Source organism: Pseudoalteromonas sp. Ld20, from assembly GCF_045064175.1.
In the GTDB taxonomy this organism is placed as follows: Bacteria; Pseudomonadota; Gammaproteobacteria; order Enterobacterales; family Alteromonadaceae; genus Pseudoalteromonas; species Pseudoalteromonas neustonica.
The window spans coordinates 168,893-188,354 of record NZ_JBISHB010000034.1 but is presented as its reverse complement, the minus strand read 5'-3'; the positions used below and the strand labels follow the sequence as shown (position 1 = coordinate 188,354).

14 protein-coding genes and 13 tRNA genes are annotated in these 19,462 nt (G+C 38.9%); 10 read left to right on the top strand and 17 right to left on the bottom strand.

Features of this window, described 5'->3' with window-relative positions; all coding sequences use genetic code 11:
• The 14 genes from ACJJVX_RS10730 to ACJJVX_RS10665 form a co-directional block, all read right to left on the bottom strand.
• Window positions 1-1,401, bottom strand: coding sequence for a TolC family protein (locus ACJJVX_RS10730; protein WP_054453218.1), 1,401 nt, complete (start codon window positions 1,399-1,401; stop codon window positions 1-3).
• A 461-nt stretch (window positions 1,402-1,862) separates the two neighbouring features.
• Window positions 1,863-1,938, bottom strand: a tRNA-Phe gene (locus ACJJVX_RS10725).
• Window positions 1,939-2,068: 130 nt separating this feature from the next.
• Window positions 2,069-2,144 (bottom strand) — tRNA-Thr (locus tag ACJJVX_RS10720).
• A 59-nt stretch (window positions 2,145-2,203) separates the two neighbouring features.
• Window positions 2,204-2,279, bottom strand: a tRNA-Phe gene (locus ACJJVX_RS10715).
• A gap of 130 nt (window positions 2,280-2,409) precedes the next feature.
• Window positions 2,410-2,485 (bottom strand) — tRNA-Thr (locus tag ACJJVX_RS10710).
• Window positions 2,486-2,544: 59 nt separating this feature from the next.
• Window positions 2,545-2,620, bottom strand: a tRNA-Phe gene (locus ACJJVX_RS10705).
• A 47-nt stretch (window positions 2,621-2,667) separates the two neighbouring features.
• A tRNA-Thr gene (locus ACJJVX_RS10700) sits at window positions 2,668-2,743 on the bottom strand.
• A 59-nt stretch (window positions 2,744-2,802) separates the two neighbouring features.
• Window positions 2,803-2,878 (bottom strand) — tRNA-Phe (locus ACJJVX_RS10695).
• Between the two features lie 47 nt (window positions 2,879-2,925).
• Window positions 2,926-3,001: transfer RNA gene (locus ACJJVX_RS10690), tRNA-Thr, on the bottom strand.
• Window positions 3,002-3,060: 59 nt separating this feature from the next.
• Window positions 3,061-3,136 (bottom strand) — tRNA-Phe (locus ACJJVX_RS10685).
• A 130-nt stretch (window positions 3,137-3,266) separates the two neighbouring features.
• Window positions 3,267-3,342, bottom strand: a tRNA-Thr gene (locus tag ACJJVX_RS10680).
• 59 nt (window positions 3,343-3,401) lie between these two features.
• Window positions 3,402-3,477 (bottom strand) — tRNA-Phe (locus tag ACJJVX_RS10675).
• A 130-nt stretch (window positions 3,478-3,607) separates the two neighbouring features.
• Window positions 3,608-3,683: transfer RNA gene (locus ACJJVX_RS10670), tRNA-Thr, on the bottom strand.
• Between the two features lie 70 nt (window positions 3,684-3,753).
• Window positions 3,754-3,829 (bottom strand) — tRNA-Phe (locus ACJJVX_RS10665).
• Between the two features lie 357 nt (window positions 3,830-4,186).
• Between ACJJVX_RS10665 and ACJJVX_RS10660 the strand changes: the two genes are divergently transcribed.
• Window positions 4,187-6,964 (top strand): hybrid sensor histidine kinase/response regulator, encoded by a 2,778-nt coding sequence (locus tag ACJJVX_RS10660; RefSeq protein ID WP_054205431.1) that lies wholly within the window; start codon window positions 4,187-4,189, stop codon window positions 6,962-6,964.
• A 55-nt stretch (window positions 6,965-7,019) separates the two neighbouring features.
• Here ACJJVX_RS10660 and ACJJVX_RS10655 read toward each other — a convergent pair whose 3' ends face one another.
• Window positions 7,020-7,292: an oxidative damage protection protein gene (locus tag ACJJVX_RS10655; RefSeq protein ID WP_054205430.1), complete on the bottom strand. Its 273-nt coding sequence runs from the start codon at window positions 7,290-7,292 to the stop codon at window positions 7,020-7,022.
• Window positions 7,293-7,323: 31 nt separating this feature from the next.
• Window positions 7,324-8,391, bottom strand: coding sequence for an A/G-specific adenine glycosylase (mutY, locus tag ACJJVX_RS10650; RefSeq protein WP_211842147.1), 1,068 nt, complete (start codon window positions 8,389-8,391; stop codon window positions 7,324-7,326).
• A 167-nt stretch (window positions 8,392-8,558) separates the two neighbouring features.
• Between mutY and trmB the strand changes: the two genes are divergently transcribed.
• The 5 genes from trmB (at window position 8,559) to arcA (ending at window position 13,473) form a co-directional block, all read left to right on the top strand.
• The gene (gene trmB, locus ACJJVX_RS10645; protein ID WP_054205428.1) at window positions 8,559-9,284 is read left to right on the top strand and encodes a tRNA (guanosine(46)-N7)-methyltransferase TrmB; all 726 of its coding nucleotides are present in this window, start codon (window positions 8,559-8,561) and stop codon (window positions 9,282-9,284) included.
• Window positions 9,285-9,312: 28 nt separating this feature from the next.
• Window positions 9,313-10,338, top strand: a complete 1,026-nt coding sequence (gene rsmC / locus ACJJVX_RS10640; RefSeq protein WP_342883331.1) for a 16S rRNA (guanine(1207)-N(2))-methyltransferase RsmC — start codon at window positions 9,313-9,315, stop codon at window positions 10,336-10,338.
• A gap of 164 nt (window positions 10,339-10,502) precedes the next feature.
• Window positions 10,503-12,128, top strand: a complete 1,626-nt coding sequence (locus ACJJVX_RS10635) for an ATP-binding protein (protein WP_054205426.1) — start codon at window positions 10,503-10,505, stop codon at window positions 12,126-12,128.
• On the top strand, window positions 12,125-12,649 hold the full coding sequence (locus ACJJVX_RS10630; protein WP_054205425.1) for a YfiR family protein: 525 nt from the start codon (window positions 12,125-12,127) through the stop codon (window positions 12,647-12,649). The genes ACJJVX_RS10635 and ACJJVX_RS10630 overlap by 4 nt, the downstream gene beginning before the upstream one ends.
• A gap of 107 nt (window positions 12,650-12,756) precedes the next feature.
• Window positions 12,757-13,473 carry a two-component system response regulator ArcA gene (gene arcA, locus ACJJVX_RS10625; RefSeq protein WP_054205424.1) on the top strand — a complete coding sequence of 239 codons (717 nt, stop codon included), beginning with the start codon at window positions 12,757-12,759 and terminating at the stop codon, window positions 13,471-13,473.
• Between the two features lie 26 nt (window positions 13,474-13,499).
• On the opposite strand, the gene arcB is transcribed toward arcA, so the two are convergent.
• The gene (gene arcB / locus ACJJVX_RS10620) at window positions 13,500-15,824 is read right to left on the bottom strand and encodes an aerobic respiration two-component sensor histidine kinase ArcB (RefSeq protein ID WP_054453212.1); all 2,325 of its coding nucleotides are present in this window, start codon (window positions 15,822-15,824) and stop codon (window positions 13,500-13,502) included.
• Between the two features lie 206 nt (window positions 15,825-16,030).
• On the opposite strand from arcB, the gene folE2 reads away from it, so the two are divergent.
• From folE2 to ACJJVX_RS10600, 4 genes are all read left to right on the top strand, one after another.
• Complete coding sequence (gene folE2 / locus ACJJVX_RS10615; RefSeq protein WP_054205422.1) at window positions 16,031-16,951, top strand: GTP cyclohydrolase FolE2; 921 nt, start codon at window positions 16,031-16,033, stop codon at window positions 16,949-16,951.
• Window positions 16,952-17,054: 103 nt separating this feature from the next.
• On the top strand, window positions 17,055-17,648 hold the full coding sequence (locus tag ACJJVX_RS10610) for a DUF2726 domain-containing protein (protein ID WP_170174230.1): 594 nt from the start codon (window positions 17,055-17,057) through the stop codon (window positions 17,646-17,648).
• Between the two features lie 110 nt (window positions 17,649-17,758).
• Window positions 17,759-18,466, top strand: coding sequence for a 5'-methylthioadenosine/S-adenosylhomocysteine nucleosidase (mtnN, locus tag ACJJVX_RS10605; RefSeq protein WP_054453209.1), 708 nt, complete (start codon window positions 17,759-17,761; stop codon window positions 18,464-18,466).
• A gap of 1 nt (window position 18,467) precedes the next feature.
• Complete coding sequence (locus tag ACJJVX_RS10600) at window positions 18,468-19,415, top strand: cobalamin biosynthesis protein (protein ID WP_405631394.1); 948 nt, start codon at window positions 18,468-18,470, stop codon at window positions 19,413-19,415.
• Window positions 19,416-19,462: the final 47 nt, after the last annotated feature.

Here is a 19,462-nt window from a genome sequence, read left to right as displayed (position 1 = left end):
TTATTGCTCAGTTGATTCGTTGGTTGGCTGTGAAAAATCGCCACCAAGGGCAATATGGAGATTAATTCGGTTTATGATTAGTTGATTCTTAATTTCAATCACGGAGCTTTGCGCGTCAAAAGAACGGTCTTGCGCATCAAGCACTGTGGTATAAGTTACTAAACCATTTTGATATTGTTCAAAAGAAAGTTGCTCAGCTGCAATCGCATTTTCTTGCGCTTTAAGCGTAGCTAAGTAACGTATTTGCAAAGATTGCTCTTGCGAAATAGCCGTTTCAACCTCGTTAAATGCATCATATAAGCTCGCTAGGTATACTTGCTCTTGGCGTAACATAGATAAACGCGCCGCTTCTTCATTAGCACTGAGCCTACCTGCATCAAAAAGCGGCATAGAAATACTGCCTACTAATGACCATGCTAAACTTGATGGCGAAAACAAATCACTCACCCGCGCAGTGCTATCCCCTAAAGTAGCGCTAAGGTCTAAACTTGGAAAACGCTGTTTATGGGCATAGGCTAAACTGGCGTCTGTACTTAATAACTGATACCAGCTAGCCATCAAGCTCGGCTTACGCGTTATCAGCTCTGAAGGTAAACCTAAAGGGATAGATTTATTTAATAAAGGTAAATCAGCCTCAACACTTAATGCACCGCTTGGGTAATTCCCTGTTAGGCGCTCTAAGGTGCGAATTGCTTGACTGAGTGTTGCTTGTTGACCGGCAATACGAGAACGTTCCGTATTGAGTTCGTTACGCGTTAAATAAACATCAAGTGCATCATTTAAACCTTGACGATAACCCGACTCAATAATCGCTAGATTTTGCTCAGCGTTTTTTTCTCGTTGTTGATACAACGCCAATAATTTTTGTGCCGCTATAACATTAAACCAACTACTGACAACATCGCCGACTAAACGCTGCTTAGTTTGTTCAAAACTTGCTTGCTGCGCTAAAAAGTCCAGATTTGCCTGACGCTGTGCATCTGAAAGTTTGCCCCATAAATCAACTTCATAACTAAGCGTTAAGTTTGCCGAACTCGCATTGTTATAGCTAACAGGGCGATTATCTTTACTTCGACTGGTACGCATAGATAAATCTAAGCTCGGCCACAAAGCCGCGCCCGATGCAATTAATTGCTGTTGTTTAATTGCAACGTCATACCCTGATTGCAAAATTTGCTGGTTATTTACAAGCGCTTGCTCAACTAATGCAAATACGTGCGGATGTTCTAGTTGCTGAAGCCAATTATCTTCAACCTTTAATGCTGAAGCCTTGGCTTGTTGCCATTGCTCAGGGGTATTTGCTATATCCTGCTCTCGCTCAGTAGGGTTAAACTGATTGCTGCATGCACTGAGTAGCAAAACACTAACCGCCACTAAACTCGGCTTAAATTGCCAAATCATATAAAAACCTGAATTACTTCTATTTATGAGTGTAATTCAAGCACTGCCAGTGAGATAGCTCAACTGACTTTACATAACATTACACAAATAAAACAAAGGTCACGATAAATCGCAGGTTTTGGGGGTTGAACTGGGGGTAAAAGAAATAGAGTTTATCTAAGGCCCATAAAAAGCCTTTGTTGCTTGTAGTAATACCAATCAGCGTAGATATGGGGTCTATTTAATGACAAGAAGATTGCGCTATAACTAGGCAAAAATTTTTAACGACATTATACCGTGATTTAATTCGTTAAATTGTTCAAATATTTATGAAGATTGGTATAAGCATAGACTTATGAGGAACTTTCAGAGGTTAAAAATTCACACCGCTGAGACGTTAAAATTGATGGTATTTCCTTGCCAACCACTTGTTTAGCATATTCCAAAAAAAAAGCCCCGCAAATGCAGGGCTTTAATATAAATGGTGCCTCGACGCGGAATCGAACCACGGACACGAGGATTTTCAATCCTCTGCTCTACCGACTGAGCTATCGAGGCACTTAAACAGTGCTAATTAAATGTTTAAAACACTTAATTTAAATAAATGGTGCCGACTAACCGAGTCGACGGGTAACTTAAACAGACTACTGATTACAAGTCAGCATCTTTTTCAAACTACCTTTATAAATGGTGCCGACTAACCGAGTCGAACGGTTGACCTACTGATTACAAGTCAGTTGCTCTACCAGCTGAGCTAAGTCGGCACACTAAACTGTGTGCTAAGGCACTTTATCAATTTTAAAGATTGATAACTTTTAATAAATGGTGCCTCGACGCGGAATCGAACCACGGACACGAGGATTTTCAATCCTCTGCTCTACCGACTGAGCTATCGAGGCACTTAAACAGTGCTAATTAAATGTTTAAAACACTTAATTTAAATAAATGGTGCCGACTAACCGAGTCGACGGGTAACTTAAACAGACTACTGATTACAAGTCAGCATCTTTTTCAAACTACCTTTATAAATGGTGCCGACTAACCGAGTCGAACGGTTGACCTACTGATTACAAGTCAGTTGCTCTACCAGCTGAGCTAAGTCGGCACACTAAACTGTGTGCTAAGGCACTTTATCAATTTTAAAGATTGATAACTTTTAATAAATGGTGCCTCGACGCGGAATCGAACCACGGACACGAGGATTTTCAATCCTCTGCTCTACCGACTGAGCTATCGAGGCACTTAAACAGTGCTAATTAAATGTATAAAACACTTAATTTAAATAAATGGTGCCGACTAACCGAGTCGAACGGTTGACCTACTGATTACAAGTCAGTTGCTCTACCAGCTGAGCTAAGTCGGCACACTAAACTGTGTGCTAAGGCACTTTATCAATTTTAAAGATTGATAACTTTTAATAAATGGTGCCTCGACGCGGAATCGAACCACGGACACGAGGATTTTCAATCCTCTGCTCTACCGACTGAGCTATCGAGGCACTTAAACAGTGCTAATTAAATGTATAAAACACTTAATTTAAATAAATGGTGCCGACTAACCGAGTCGAACGGTTGACCTACTGATTACAAGTCAGTTGCTCTACCAGCTGAGCTAAGTCGGCACACTAAACTGTGTGCTAAGGCACTTTATCAATTTTAAAGATTGATAACTTTTAATAAATGGTGCCTCGACGCGGAATCGAACCACGGACACGAGGATTTTCAATCCTCTGCTCTACCGACTGAGCTATCGAGGCACTTAAACAGTGCTAATTAAATGTTTAAAACACTTAATTTAAATAAATGGTGCCGACTAACCGAGTCGACGGGTAACTTAAACAGACTACTGATTACAAGTCAGCATCTTTTTCAAACTACCTTTATAAATGGTGCCGACTAACCGAGTCGAACGGTTGACCTACTGATTACAAGTCAGTTGCTCTACCAGCTGAGCTAAGTCGGCACACTAAACTGTGTGCTAAGGCACTTTATCAATTTTAAAGATTGATAACTTTTAATAAATGGTGCCTCGACGCGGAATCGAACCACGGACACGAGGATTTTCAATCCTCTGCTCTACCGACTGAGCTATCGAGGCACTTAAACAGTGCTAATTAAATGTTTAAAACACTTAATTTAAATAAATGGTGCCGACTAACCGAGTCGACGGGTAACTTAAACAGACTACTGATTACAAGTCAGCATCTTTTTCAAACTACCTTTATAAATGGTGCCGACTAACCGAGTCGAACGGTTGACCTACTGATTACAAGTCAGTTGCTCTACCAGCTGAGCTAAGTCGGCACACAAAACTGTGTGCTAAGGCACGCATAATAATGTTTAATCAATTGATTTAAACACTATTACTAAATAATGGTGCCCAGACGCGGAATCGAACCACGGACACGAGGATTTTCAATCCTCTGCTCTACCGACTGAGCTATCTGGGCAATTTCAGTTTTAATAGAAAACCATAAAGGATTTTCAATACATTCCCACTTAACTCTACTGACTGAGCTATCTGGGCGTGCGGCGTATTAAACTGGTTTTGCCCTTTTAAGTCAACTTTTTTTTTATTCTTTATAGTTGCTTGCACGGTTTTTCAACAAACTGTTTAATAAATGCAATAAACGCTGCTTTTTAAGACAACCAATTTAGCATTTCACTCAAGCTCTATAGTAATTTAATCTCTTTATGTATAACAAGACTAAAAACGTAGTGAATTATTCCGAGTAAATGATAGGATTGATTTAAGTACACAAGCAGCTGTTTAGATTGCGGTTGATAATAGACAAGTTGGATAATAAATGCAGAGTAAATTTTCTTCTCCTGTGAAAGGCTTATTGCCTCTTTTTTTAATAATAAACCTAGCGGTAACAGCACTCGCGGTTGTTGCTTATTCATTTTACCCAAGCCAGCAATTCGATATTAAAGCAACTAAAGATACGCCAAGCTTAATTGTATTGGCCGAGCAATTGAATGCACCTTTAGTTGATGCCCTGACCAGACCCGGGCAAGATAATGTAAAGCAGTTACTTGATTTAAGCTCTATCCTTAATAACGAGTTTGATTATTACCTCTATCGATATTCACCAACTCAACCACTGCAGCTAGTCTTTGCTAGTAATAAGGACAAGATTGAACCAATCAAGCTTCAACAGCATAAAGTTCAACAAGGGATCCTTCATCACCTGCTAAGCTTAAATGATCAGCCTGTTGGAGAATTAATTATAAGACAAAAAATCAGTTCGCCCTCTCTTTTACCACAACACTCAATTGAGTTGGCTATAGCTTTAGCCATAGCTGCTTTTATTTGTCTATTTTTGTTAGCTTTATTTTTCAATGTGTATATCAATACACGGATCCGTAAAAGCAGTGATTTACTTGCTAATGAGTTAGAGGGCATTACCAAATCAGGTAACTATAAAAGTAGTGTAAATGAGCAGCTTGATCTGGGCCTTAATATTGTGGCTAAAAATATCAACCACCTACTTGAGCAAGTACAAAACGCAATAAATAATAATGACGTCGCACAGCAAGATTTACATAAGCTACAAAGTAGCCTAGAAACTGAGGTTCATAACCGTACTTTAGCCCTTGAAAAAGCGAGTCAAAGAGCTGAACAAGCCAGTGAAGCAAAAACCACGTTTTTAGCGACTATGAGCCACGAAATACGCACACCAATGAATGGTGTTATTGGTACAATTGATTTACTACGCCAAACAGAGCTCGATGGCGCACAACATCGTCTAAGTACAATAATACGTGAATCTGCATTTTCTTTATTAGGTATTCTTGATGACATCCTCGACTTCTCAAAAATTGAAGCCGGAAAATTAAATATCGACCCAATCCCATTTTCAGTATCCGATACTATTGAAGAAGTGGCTCGTGTTTTATCATCAATTGCCAAAAAACGTCAATTAGAGCTAGAGCTCGCTATTGCCCCTGATATTCCAATTAACCTAATTGGTGACACAGTGCGTGTTCGCCAAGTACTTTATAATTTATGTAGTAATGCAATTAAGTTTACCAGTACCGATGATAAACGCTTAGGACATGTGCGTATTGCCGTAGAGGTAGCACAAAATACAGCTGACCACTTTACTCTACGCTTTAGTGTTAGCGACAATGGTAAAGGCATGAATCAAGCGCAACTGCGTGAAATATTTAATCCCTTCATTCAAGCTGAGGGGTCTATTACTCGCGAATATGGCGGCACGGGTTTAGGCTTATCTATCTGTAAAAGTTTAACTGAATTAATGTTGGGATCTATTGAGGTTACCAGTGATATAGGTATCGGTAGTGATTTTGTTGTTGAGCTACCATTTAGCACTGAGAACACCATAAAGTATGCCCACAAAAACACACTAAAAGACCACCGCGTAGTACTTGTTACTGACCACCCGACTCGACAGCAAACACTTAATCGTTACCTATCCTTTATGGGCGCTAAAACAATCGTCACACAAAGTCCACAACAGATAGAGGAACATCAAGATAGTCACGGGGTGATTTGGGTACTTGATGGTATAGACTCAATGGACGATATAAATTACCTGTTACGCCGATTACTTTATACGCTAGAGGATAATAACCAACAAGTGGTTGTGCTAAGCAAGTTAGACGAAGCTGCAATAAACCATAAAAACATTTTTTACCTAAATGCTGCGCCTTTATGTAAATCAAACTTTATGATGTCTCTGCTAGTTGCTGCTGGTTTACACACGCCTAGACAAGTAAAGCCAGTTAAAACACTAAATAATTACTTGAATGTTGAACAAGCCAGAGAAGAAAATAAACTCGTATTGCTTGTTGAAGACAATATTTTAAATCAACAGGTATTAACCGATCAGTTGCATTTACTTGGTTATGGGGTTGAAGTCGCTGATAATGGTGAGCAAGGTTTAAAAATGTGGCAAACAGGTCGTTACCCACTTATTTTAACTGATTTGCATATGCCAAAAATGTCTGGTTACGACATGGTAGAAAAAATACGTGATGAAGCCGCTCTTTTAGAAGATATAAACGCTCAGCCTTATGTTATTGCGGTAACTGCAAATGCATTAAAAGGCGAGAAAGAGCGCTGTTTAAATGCCGGTATTAATGATTTTATAACAAAACCCATTGAGCTCAATACCCTTGAAGCAACACTTGAGCAATGGAGTGTAAAAAGCAAACAAGGGCCATTGCCAGACGCTATAAGCAAACCTGTTACACCGATTAATATGGATGTACTTGCTAAATATATTAATAACGATGAGGCAAAACAAATTCGTTTTTTCAAAATGTATTTAGAGCAAAGCCATATATTAACAAAAGATATCAATACGGCCATTATGACAAATGACTTTGAAAGCATTGTTGAGGCATGCCATCAGCTAAAGTCTATATCTAAAACTATTGGCGCTGAAAAAATTGCAGAGTTAGCTGAAGAGTTTGAAAGCCATGCTAAAGAACAAGATTTAACTAGTGATCAACTAATTGAGCAACGCGATAACCTAGAAATTGAATACTCGAAAGTGGCAATGTTTCTAAAAGAACAAGTGCGAAATGCCGAAAAACAAGATGAACTCAACGAATGAGTTAATTGAGTTAAATAAAAAGGGCTAAATTAGCCCTTTTTATTTGCTTTGAAAACTATTTTTCTGGTGGACGGTAACCTTCAATTTCCACATCTTTATCTTCAAATAAAAAACCAACCATTTGCTCTTCTAAAAAAGTACGATGCTCAGGATCCATCATATTTAAATGTTTTTCGTTAATCAGCATTGTTTGCTTATGTTGCCATTGTGCAAATGCTTCTTTTGAAATGTTATTAAAAATCTTTTCACCAAGCTCACCTGGGTAAAGCTGAAAACCAAGCCCTTCGGCTTCTTTTTGTAATTTTTGACAAAATACAGTGCGTGCCATGATTGCTCTCTTGTGCTCTGTTAAAACGATATTAGCTAGTGTAAACCATTGCGCTGATTTGTTTAACTAGCTTTTTAGTTGGAGCCGCTAAACCGACCTCGATTGACTCATCAAGTGGGTACCATACTAATTGCCGTTCATTTACCACATCGGGTACTTTATGCAAAATAAGTACATGCGGGTTAATGGTTAATTCAAAGTGCGAAAATACATGAGTAAACGGCTCAACGGCCTCGGTTACCACATCAAGCCCTTGCTGCGCTAAAAAAGTATCTAACTGAGATTTTTGCTCGAATTCAAAAAAACTAAATAAACCGCCCCAAATTCCGGAACTAGGTCTTTTTTCCATTAAGACTTTATCATCACATTGAATAATTAATTGATGACATGCTTTCTTAGGCACTGCCTTTTTTGGTTTAGAATGCGGAAATTGTTTCACCTGCTCCGTTTTATATGCTCCACAACGCGATCGCAACGGGCAAGGCTCGCAATCAAACTTACTACGAGAGCAAAGGCTAGCGCCTAAGTCCATCATTGCTTGGTTGAACTGCGTTACTTGCTTTTCCGGGGTTAACTGCTCTGATAGTTGCCAGAGTTGATTTTCAACTTTCTTTACCCCGTACCAACCTTCAATCATAAAAAACCGAGCAAGCACACGCTTAACATTACCATCTAAAATTGGGTGATGCTGACCAAGTGACAGCGATAAAACCGCCCCAGCGGTCGAGCGCCCTATTCCGGGCAAGGCAACAACTTCATCTAACGTTGTTGGGAACTCACCATTGTATTGATCTCGTACTATTTTTGCCGTTTTATGCAAGTTACGCGCTCGGGCGTAATAGCCCAATCCCGTCCAGTGATGCAGTACTTGGTCTTCATCTGCATTTGCTAAAGCAATAATATCAGGAAAACTTTGCATAAACTTTTCAAAATAAGGAATAACAGTAACGACTTGGGTTTGTTGTAGCATCACCTCAGACACCCAGACTTTATAAGGTGTTTTATTTAATTGCCAAGGCAAGGTTTTACGCCCATAAAGATGATACCAATCGACTACTTGCTGTGAAAACCAGCTTGTTTCACTGTTGTTTAACTTCAAAATAACTACTTTTTTAAACCCGCCCCTTAATGGCGCTCAGTCTATTGCAGTGAGTTAAAATATCAAGTTATAAACATGCGCAAAAGATAAGGCCTTGTGATCAACGCCGTGGTCAGGGATAATATGCCACCATTTTAAGACATGTTGTTTTCATCAGGCCAAAATATATGAGTGATTCAAGTAACGATAACCTTGAGCAAGCGAAGCAAGAAGGTAGATATATTCGTACAATTCGCAGCTTTGTTAAACGCGAAGGTCGTTTGACTAAAGGACAAGCTGCGGCAATTGAAAAATGCTGGCCAACTATGGGGCTTGAGCATCAACAGGGTATGCTTGATTTAGCCCAAGTATTTGGCAATGACAACGATGTTGTTTTAGAAATCGGTTTTGGTATGGGTAAGTCATTGGTCGAAATGGCCAAAAGCGCACCGCACCTTAATTTTATCGGTATTGAAGTACACCGCCCAGGTGTTGGTGCATGTTTGATGGATGCTGATGAAGCAGGCATCACTAATTTACGTATTTTTGAACATGACGCTGTTGAAGTATTTGCTGATTGTATTGCACAAGGCAGCATTACCACAGTGCAATTATTCTTTCCGGATCCATGGCATAAAAAACGCCATCACAAACGCCGTATCGTACAACCAGCATTTGTTGAAAGCCTGCGCAGTAAATTAAAAATTGGCGGTGTTTTTCACATGGCAACTGACTGGGAAAACTACGCTGAGCACATGCTCGAAGTAATGCAAACTGCTGAACACTTTAAAAACCAGTCAGAAACTAACGATTACGTACCACGACCTGATTTACGTCCTTTGACGAAATTTGAGCAACGCGGTCATCGTTTAGGCCATGGCGTTTGGGATTTAATGTTCGAACGCATTAGTTAAATCAATTAATTTTAAGGCAAAGCCATTTATGAGCGCATTAACCAACCCAAGTTCACTTTTACTACGCAATAGCGCAAACCTAACGGCGGACTCTATTTTAGTGGTTAATTTTGTACAAGATGGCTTTTTGTCACAGCTACAGCAGTTAAATCCAAACAGCAAGATTACAGCCTTTAGCTACAATCATGCTAATGGTGAGTTTGCTAAAAACATCAATGATATTGATGTGTGTGTTAGCCATGAAATAGTAAGTAAACATTTTGACTTAGTTATCTATTACTACCCAAAAGCAAAACCAGAAGCCTTGATGACACTTGATAATATACGCGCTGTTATTAACCCTGATGCCGAATTATTGGTTGTTGGCGAGAATAAAAGCGGCGTAAAATCGATTGAAAAGCAATTTAGTTGCCACTGCGAGTATAGTAATAAAATTGATAGCGCTCGTCATTGTGCCTTGTATTTATTTTCAGACATAAAAACGTTAGCTGAATTTGCAATAACTCGTTATCACAAACAGTTTAGTGTTGATGTTGCGGGGATTAGTTTCAATGCAATCAGTATTCCAGGCGTATTTAATCACGGTGAGCTTGATGGTGGTACAAAAATACTGTTAGAGAATGCACCGGCTATTAAATCTGGTAATGTACTCGACTTTGGTTGTGGTGCAGGCCTTATTGCTACCTTTTTAGGTCTAAAAAACCCAGCATTGAATTTTACCTGTACAGATGTAAGCGCCCTTGCCGCTTATGCAACTACACAAACGTTGGCATTAAATGCGGTAAACGGCAAAGCTTTACTTAGTGATGGTTTAGCTAATGTGACTGGGAAGTTTGAGCTTATTATTTCAAACCCACCATTTCATACCGGTATCGCGACTGACTATACTGTAGCCGAACAATTTTTAAGTGGGGCTAAGCAACACTTAACTAAACAAGGTAAACTAACGATTGTTGCTAACTGCTTTTTGAAATACCCGCCTATTCTAGAAACTCAATTCGGCACTTATCAAACCGTGCATAAAACGAATAAATTTTCAGTTTATAGCAGTTAATTACCAGGCTTTCCCACATTCAGGTCAGGCTTCAATGAAGCTGCTAAATAATAAAAAATGGCAGCTTTTTAACAATTTTTTTATATTTTTAGTCTCTTTGCTAGGTTTTTGCTAAACTTACGGCTACTTAAACAAAAAAACAATATTCAGGCTTCATTCCGACAATGCCTAAACCGATACCACAAACAAGTATACGTAAAGCTCTGATCAGCGCAGTAATGTTTGTTACAGCTTTGTGCTTATCCCTATCGATTTCAATTTCGACTTACCTTGATGTCAAAGAGCAAAAGCTATTAATTATCAATAAACTGAATATTCTTGCTGAAATCACAGCATTTAACGCTCAAGTAACGGTATTATTTGAAGATAGGAAAACCGAAGAACAACGACTTAAGTCATTTGAAAGCATTCCATTAGTTAAAAACATCCACATTTATGCTATTGATGAGATATCTAATAAAGCCGTTTTTTTCACCAGTTTCAATGCTAAAAAAACCCCTCCAGTACCAATACGCGTTGATAACATTGAAGAGTTAAAAGAACCAAAAATAACTGAAAACTATATAGAATTAATAAAACCAATCATGTACGAAAATGAAGTTAAAGGATACGTTTATATACGTGGTGGTTTAGAGCGTCTTAATGCCTACATAAATAAAAAGATCATTGTTGATCTCATTCTGACCTTATTCGTTTTAGTGCTGGTTTACTTTGTCGCCAAGCGGATACAAAAACGAATTGTTGATCCAATCGATCAAGTAACCCTTTTACTACAAGATGTGTCAAAAAATCATAACTATAGTGCTCGTGCACCAAAGACTAACATTACCGAGATAAATATTTTATCGAGTAGTTTGAATATTATGCTGACCCGTACACAAAACCAAATTGAAAGGCACAAGAACGATAAACAAGAAATAAAGCAGCTAAACCAAAGCTTAGAAGAAAAAGTTAATCAACGTACCATTGCACTGCGTGAAGCAAATCAAGAGCTATTAGATACCCTTGAGAGAATGCATCAATATCAAAATCAAATTGTCGAAAGCGAGAAAATGGCGTCTCTTGGTCAAATGGTTGCGGGGGTTGCTCACGAAGTAAATACACCAATTGGTTTAGGGATCACGGGTTCAACTTTGTTACGCGATAAATTAGCTGAGATCAGTGCCGGATTTGATCAGAAAAAACTTACGTCAAATCAACTCAAGCGTTTTATTGACGATGGTTTAGAAAACCTAGATTTAATTTATAGAAACCTCAATAGAGCTGCGGAGCTTATTTCAAGCTTTAAAAAAGTTGCCGTTAGTCAAGATGGGGAATTAAATGCTTTAGTTAATATCAGTGAGTTAATTTCTGATGTATTACTCTCTATGCGTACTGACTTAAAGTCAAAAGACCCTAAAATAACAACTCATTGCCCATCCACCTTAGTAATGGAAACTAAAGCTGGGCCATTGCAGCAAGTGATACAGCAGCTATTGAGTAATTCATTAATTCATGGCTTTAAAGATAGCATCGATAATGAAATTGAGCTCACTGTCGAGCGCAACGAAAGTAGTTTAATCATTCATTATACCGATAATGGTATTGGCGTAGATAAATCAATTAAGAAACGTATTTTTGACCCATTTGTGACCACTAAACGCGGAGAAGGTGGCAGCGGTCTAGGTATGCATTTAGTTTACAACTTAGTAACGCAAGCCTTAGGTGGGAGTGTTTATTTTGATGAACAAAACCAAGATGGCACCCGTTTCATCATCACCTTGCCATTAAAAGAGGCAACTAAAAGATGATTGCTCGGGTTGTTTTGTTAACTATTTTGGCGTTTACTCCCTTTTTATTGCAAGCAAAATCACCAGAGCAAGTAAAGTCTGCTTTCCTATATCAGCTAACAAAGTTTATAGAATTCCCTCGAAACGATGAAAATAGACAAATAACTTTTTGTTTTTATGATATTGAGCAAGGCATAGGCGCGATATTAAAGGGTAATTCGACACTGAAAATTAAAGATGTCCCCATTGCCGTCGTCTTAATTAATAAAAACCAACATATTTCTGAACTTTCTCGCTTTTGCGATATCACATACATTGATGAAACATTAGAAGATGATATAATCCCTCTTTGGATCGATGCTACTTCCTTAGACACCTTAACAGTTGGTGAAAGCATCAATTTTTTAGATAAAGGTGGTGTTGCCTCCTTGGTCCAAGAAGGGAATAAAATCCGACTGTATATCAATAAGCAACAGCTATTGCGTAGTAATTTTAAAGTGCAATCTCGAATATTAGCTGTTTCTAAATTTCATCCAAATTGATTTTACTTGTTAACAAATGGATATACTCCTATAATCTCTGTATTCGGTTTTATAATACAATACCGAATTAATTGTAAATAAAATATTCCGAAAAAGGTTAATTAATAATGCAAACGCCAGTCATTCTGATTGTAGAGGATGAAGACGTAACTCGACTAAACCTCGTTAGTTTATTTGAAGCTGAAGGTTACAAAGTTATTGAAGCCATTGATGGCGATGACATGCATGACAAGCTTACAAATAATGATGATGTTAATCTTGTAGTTATGGACATCAACCTGCCAGGCAAAAACGGGCTGATTTTAGCACGTGAATTACGTCAAAAGCGTAACGTAGGTCTTATTTTCCTAACCGGTCGTGATAATGATGTTGACCGTATTTTAGGCCTTGAAATTGGTGCAGACGACTATATAACTAAGCCGTTTAATCCTCGTGAGTTAACTATTCGTGCTCGTAATTTGATTTCTCGTACTGCACTTGGTGGTGAAGAATCAAACCTTGAAACAAATGGTGTAATCACGTTCAATGGTTGGGAACTTGATGAGAACAGCCGTTGTTTAACATCCCCTGACGGTGATGCTAAACGTTTACCTAAAGGTGAATACAGAGCACTACGCTTAATGCTAGATTCTCCAGGTCGTATATTTAGCCGTGAACAGCTAATAAAACATATGACTGGTCGTGAATTACGTGCAAATGACCGTACTGTTGATGTGACAATTCGTCGCATTAGAAAACACTTTGAAAGCGACAACAGCACATCTGAACTAATCAGCACCATTCATGGTGAAGGTTATCGCTTCATTGGTAAGATTGATAGTTAATATCAATCTTACCAAAACCCACAGCATTAACGTTCCAATTGCTGTAAGAATGAATGAAGGGCAATTTGTCCTTCATTTATTTTATCTGCTAAAACAGTTAGCCAGATATGTAAAACGTCTTCATCTTCCTCTATAGCGCCATGTTCCATTACTTTCGCATGTAACTGTACGTCATTTAAACCAACTGAGCCTGCGGCCCCTTTAAGCTTATGCGCAACAGACTTATACTCTTCACGATCACCATTAGCTAAAGAGGTCGCAAGTTCTTGTTGATATTGCGGGTTAAGCTTTTCAAATAAACTGCTACTACGCTTAAAAACTACTATGCCCATAGAGTTAACAAAGTCTTCTATTGTTTCAACATCGAGTAAATCAGTATTGATATGTGCTCCTGCCTCTTTACTTACTGTTAAGCGGGTTTCGTCGCACTGCTGGATTTGCTTTATATCAAACAATTCAGCCAACATTTTATCAAGCTTAGTGGTATTAATCGGCTTAGCTAAAGCACCTTGAATTGATATACCTTCAAGTTCTTCTTCAGCACTACGTACATTGGCCGTAAGAACAACAATCGGTAACTTATCAAAATAGTCATCTTCACGGATCTGTCTTGCAACCTCATCACCGTTAATGTCTGGTAGTTGCATATCAAGCAGTACTAAATCTAAATCATCTTCTGTCGCTACAAATGATAAAGCATCTTCCCCAGTTTCAGCCCAAATAACCTCATGACCACGTTGTTCAAGCAAATTGGTCGCAATTTCGGCATTCAATGGGACATCTTCAACGAGTAAGATATTCAAACTGCGACCCGCATAACTTTGTTCTGTGGGCGCGATGCACAATGACAGCGGTATCTCAACTACAAAGCAACTTCCCTCATCTTCAGTACTGCTAACATGGATCTCGCCTTGCATTGCACTGACTAAAGCTTTTGTTACCGCTAAGCCAATGCCTGAACCAATAGCATTAGTCCCTTTTAAATCCGGTGCTTTATAGTACATATCAAAAATTCGATGCAACTGCTCTTGTGGTATTCCCTGCCCTGTATCTGTAATACTCATAACCAACCATGGGCCGCATGCTCTATTTTCTCTACGACATTCAAGCTGTACTTGACCTTGCTTAGTAAACTTAACGGCGTTATTTATAAGGTTCCATACCACTTGACGTAAACGTGTGGGGTCAAGCTTTGCATATACATCCAACATACCTTTTCGTTGAATTTCAAACTCCAAACCTTTTTGTTCAGCTATTAATCCTGCAAAATTTACCACATCATTAATAAAGTCAGATACATTAATTGAGTCGGTAACAATATCAAGTTGTTCACGGTCAATTTTATCTAGATCAATAATGTCATTAAAAATATTGCCGAGTGTTTCTGCACTAGAAAATACCGTGTTACACCAGCTGCGCTGCTGTTTATCAAGCTCAGTATCAAGCAGCATTCGTGTTAAACCAACAATACCATTGAGTGGGGTTCGCAATTCATGGCTCAAAGTGGCAATAAATTTCCCTTTGTCTTTATAGGCAGTTTCAAGTGCTTGCGCTGCCTCTTTACGGCTAGTGATATCACGTCCAAATGCCAATAGCCCAATATATTCACCATCATCATTGATAAACGGTAATTTACGCATTTCAAACCAACGCTTTTCACTCCCTACCGGATATTCCACATCAAGCGTTAAGGCGGTATGAGTTTCTTCGACTTTATTATCGGTGATTAATACTTCAGGTAAAAAATGGGTTGGGTAAATTTCTTCTGCGGTTTTACCAATTAGTTCAAGACTTGATTTACCCATTACTTGTTCAAACATTTTATTACACCCAGCAAAAACGCCATTATTATCTCGGTAATAAAACAAATCAGGAGAGGAGTCGACAATAGATCGTAATAACATACCTTGTTGCGCGAGCTCTTGTTGTGTCTTTTTACGCTCTGCAATTTCGTGTCTGAGCTCTTCGATTGCACGATGCTTGGCATGAAAAGCCATTTTCCGCTCATCTATCTCAATATTCAAGCGACTAATATTGTCTTTTAGTGTTTGATTTAAAAGCTTTTCTTGTTTAGTTGCCGTGTCTAAATAAGCATAGGATGCATCTAGCTGGCGTATAGAGTTAATCAGCACGCTTATAATAATAGGAGAAACCACCGCAGTAAAAAAAACCACGGCAAATATATCAACTAACATTACCTCGCCAACAGCGACATAATAAAACATGCAAGATAAAATCAACGACACCACTATTAATAACGCATAGCAAATTGCTGCGGTTTTAAGTTCACCGAATCGGGTAATGGAACTGGAAAGTATTCGAGCCCAGGGACTCAAAGAAGAATCGATCATATATAAATCTGTCTCTTGGCTATGCGTTTAAACTTGGCAAACTTCGTAGCTATCAAAAATAACTAACCTCTACGCATATTTTAGCATTTTTACATTAGCAATTTTCATGTTCCGCGACGAAAACAGAAAATTTTCATCTACCACGTATTTTTAAATTATTTCGTGTAAAATACTGCGCTTTACAATTGCCAACAACGAGACTTGCAATGCAAACCAACATGCCCGATATAGCAGATACGGCTCCCGCCTTACAAACTGGTAAATTAGACTGGGTTGGTATGGCCGATATTGAACTGCCGTTTATTTTTGAATCTCGGGGTCTTGCGCCTGTAAACGTTAATGCAAAAGCTCGCGCCTTTGTTAATCTTCACAAAGAAGATGCAAAAGGCATTCATATGTCGCGATTGTTTTTAGCATTAGATACCTTATCTACCGAACAACATGTTAACCCTAGTACCCTATCACAAGCTTTGGATACTTTTATTTCAAGCCATGAAGGGCTGAGTGATCAAGCAAAAATTGAATTTAAATTTGAGCTTCCACTGCGCAGAAAGTCACTTTTAAGCGGTAAAGCTGGCTGGAAAAGCTACCCTATCACTCTAGAGGCAAAAATTGACCGCGGGCAACTAAGCTTTGAACTAAGCCTTGATGTAACTTATTCGTCAACATGCCCATGCTCAGCGGCACTAGCGCGCCAACTTATTCAAAATGCCTTTGTGGAAAAATTTAACCAACAACCACTTAATCACGAAGAAGTAATTAATTGGCTTGGTAGTACAGATGGCATAATCGCAACGCCGCACTCACAACGCTCTATTGCTAACGTCAAAATTAAGTTAGATCGTAATATTACTGAATTTGATATTTTAAGCCTGGTAGATACACTCGAAAATGAGCTTAAAACCCCTGTTCAGGCTGCGGTTAAACGTGAAGATGAGCAAGAGTTTGCTCGCTTAAACGGTCAAAACCTGATGTTTTGCGAAGATGCGGCACGGAAAATAAAAGCCGTACTAGAAAGTGAACAATACGCTGATTACTGGTTACAAATAAATCATTACGAGTCACTGCATGCCCATGATGCTGTTGCAATTGCAGTTAAAGGCGTTGCCAATGGTTATCAACCTTAATATAAACCATACCCGTTTAATATAAATACGTAACACCACAACACTTAGGCACACAAATTGCTTTGTAATTTACAGTGTCAATTTGTTGTTGTGGAGTTACCGTATGGAATTCGCTTTATTATCAATTTTAGTTTTAGTCGTAGGGGCATCTGTTGTTGCGTCAAAGTTTACCGATGATGGCGGAAACCCTTACCCTTTCACCCGTAAAGATAGTGTATTTACGCAAGTTGAAAGTGCCTTTTTAAATCTTTTAGAACGTGCTGTTGGCGATCAATACAAGATTGTTAGCCGCGTTAAATTAATTGATATCATTGATTGCAAACATGGCTTATCGCCTAAAGCAAAACGTGCAGCTATTGCTAAAGCAAAGAACAAACAACTGGATTACGTATTAATCGATAAAGAAAAAATGACTATCGTTGCCGCTGTTGATTTAGTTAACAATGCAAATAAAGATGGCCACAAAGCGCAGCGCGATTGGTTTGTAAATGGTGCATTAGAGGCCGCTGGTATCCCGCATATTCGTATGAAAGTAAAATCGGGTTATCGCCCAAGCGAAGTACGAGACGCCATTATGTTTAAATTAGGCAAACCTGCTGCACCGAGTATTCGCCCAAGCCGAAATAGAGTGACCAAACCAGCAGTGTTATCTCCTTCGCAAGCAAAAGCCCATTCGACTGCACTAGCTGAAATATAGCAGCATCTGTAAAAACAAAATGCGAGTTTAGGCTCGCATTTTTTGTTTGTTTTACCCTACTCCCATTTTTGCAGTATAATCTAGCCATCTAATTCGAGGAATTTTAAATTATGAATGTTGGTATTATTGGCGCAATGGAGCCAGAAGTTAAAATTTTGCGTGAAGCGATGCAAAATCCACAAACTCTAACTAAAGCAGGTTTTACTTTTTATACTGGTGAGCTAGCAGGTAACACTGTTACTCTAGTCCAATCAGGTATTGGTAAAGTAGCGTCAAGTATTGCAACAACACTGTTAATTGATAACTTTAAACCTGATTGCGTGATCAATACGGGTTCTGCCGGTGGTTTTGATCCGTCATTAAGCGTGGGTGATGTTGTTATTTCTTCTGAAGTTCGTCATCACGATGTTGATGTAACCGCATTTGGTTACGAAATTGGCCAAGTGCCACAAATGCCAGCGGGTTTTGCCGCGCATCCTAAGCTAATTGACGCTGCGCAACAAAGTATTGAAAGCATTAGTGATGTTAAAACGTTGATTGGCTTAATTTGCACAGGCGATTCATTTATGTGTGACCCTGTACGTATTGATAAAGCCCGCGCTGACTTTCCTACAATGCTTGCCGTAGAAATGGAAGGCGCAGCTATTGCACAGGCCTGCTTTACACTTGAAACACCATTTGTTGTGATCCGCTCAATGTCTGACATTGCAGGCAAAGAGTCACCACAATCATTTGAAGAATATCTAGAAACCGCTTCAATTAACTCATCAAAAATGGTGCTCGCGTTACTAGAGAAGTTAACTGCGGTAACTCTATAACGTGTTACCCAATTTAGTTCAGCAACATTTGGACTTTATTGTATTTATATTAGCGCTCCTGAGTGAGCGCTTTTTACCTCTGGTCAGTTGGTATCACCCCAATACATTTTTAACGGCCGTTTTTACTGCGCTTGGTAAACGTGTTTATCGTGAACGTGAACCAAAAAGCTACCTATATTTATCATCTTCCCTGTGTTTTATATTAACGCTTTTAGTGATCATGACATTGGTCGTTCTACTCATTGAATTTGCTTATTATCCTGAACTACTAGCCGGTTTAATACTTTACTTAAGTTTAGAATGGCGAAGTATAGAAACTAAAGCATTGCGTATCGCACGTTTAGTTAAGCAAAACCAAAAAGCAACTGCCCGAGAGTTATTAAAACCACTACTTGCCCGTCAAGTAAATGCGTTATCAAGCACTGGTATTTGTAAAGCTGCCATGGAGATGTTGATATTAAGAGTCGCGCGTCATTATTTTAGCGTTATCTTTATTTACCTGCTATTTGGACCAATGGCTGCATTGTCTTATCGTTTACTCACTTTGATGCACCAAGCTTGGCGTAAAAACACTTTGCCAAACAGCCCTTTTTTAAAGCCACTCGCTTGGCTTTTGTATATTATTGAGTGGCTGCCCACCCGATTATTGGCTTTGACAATTGCAGCCAGTAAAGCCAGCAAGCTGAGCATTCATTATATAAAACATTATGGTAGACACTTCTATCAAACTAATAGTGGTTGGTTATTAAGCTGTTGTTCTGCATCGGTCGGCGTGCAATTAGGCGGGCCTGCGATTTATCAAGGCACTCGTTTTGATAAAATGCGCATAGGCACCGAGCGCTTACCTCAAGCAGCCGATATTCCGATACTTTTGAGCCGGCTCAATCAAGCTCGAGTTTTTTGGTTATTGCTTATTTTTGGCATTGAGATAATTAAAACAATTATATAAAAAAACCAGCCGAAGCTGGTTTTAAAACTGAATTCTCATTCTTTACC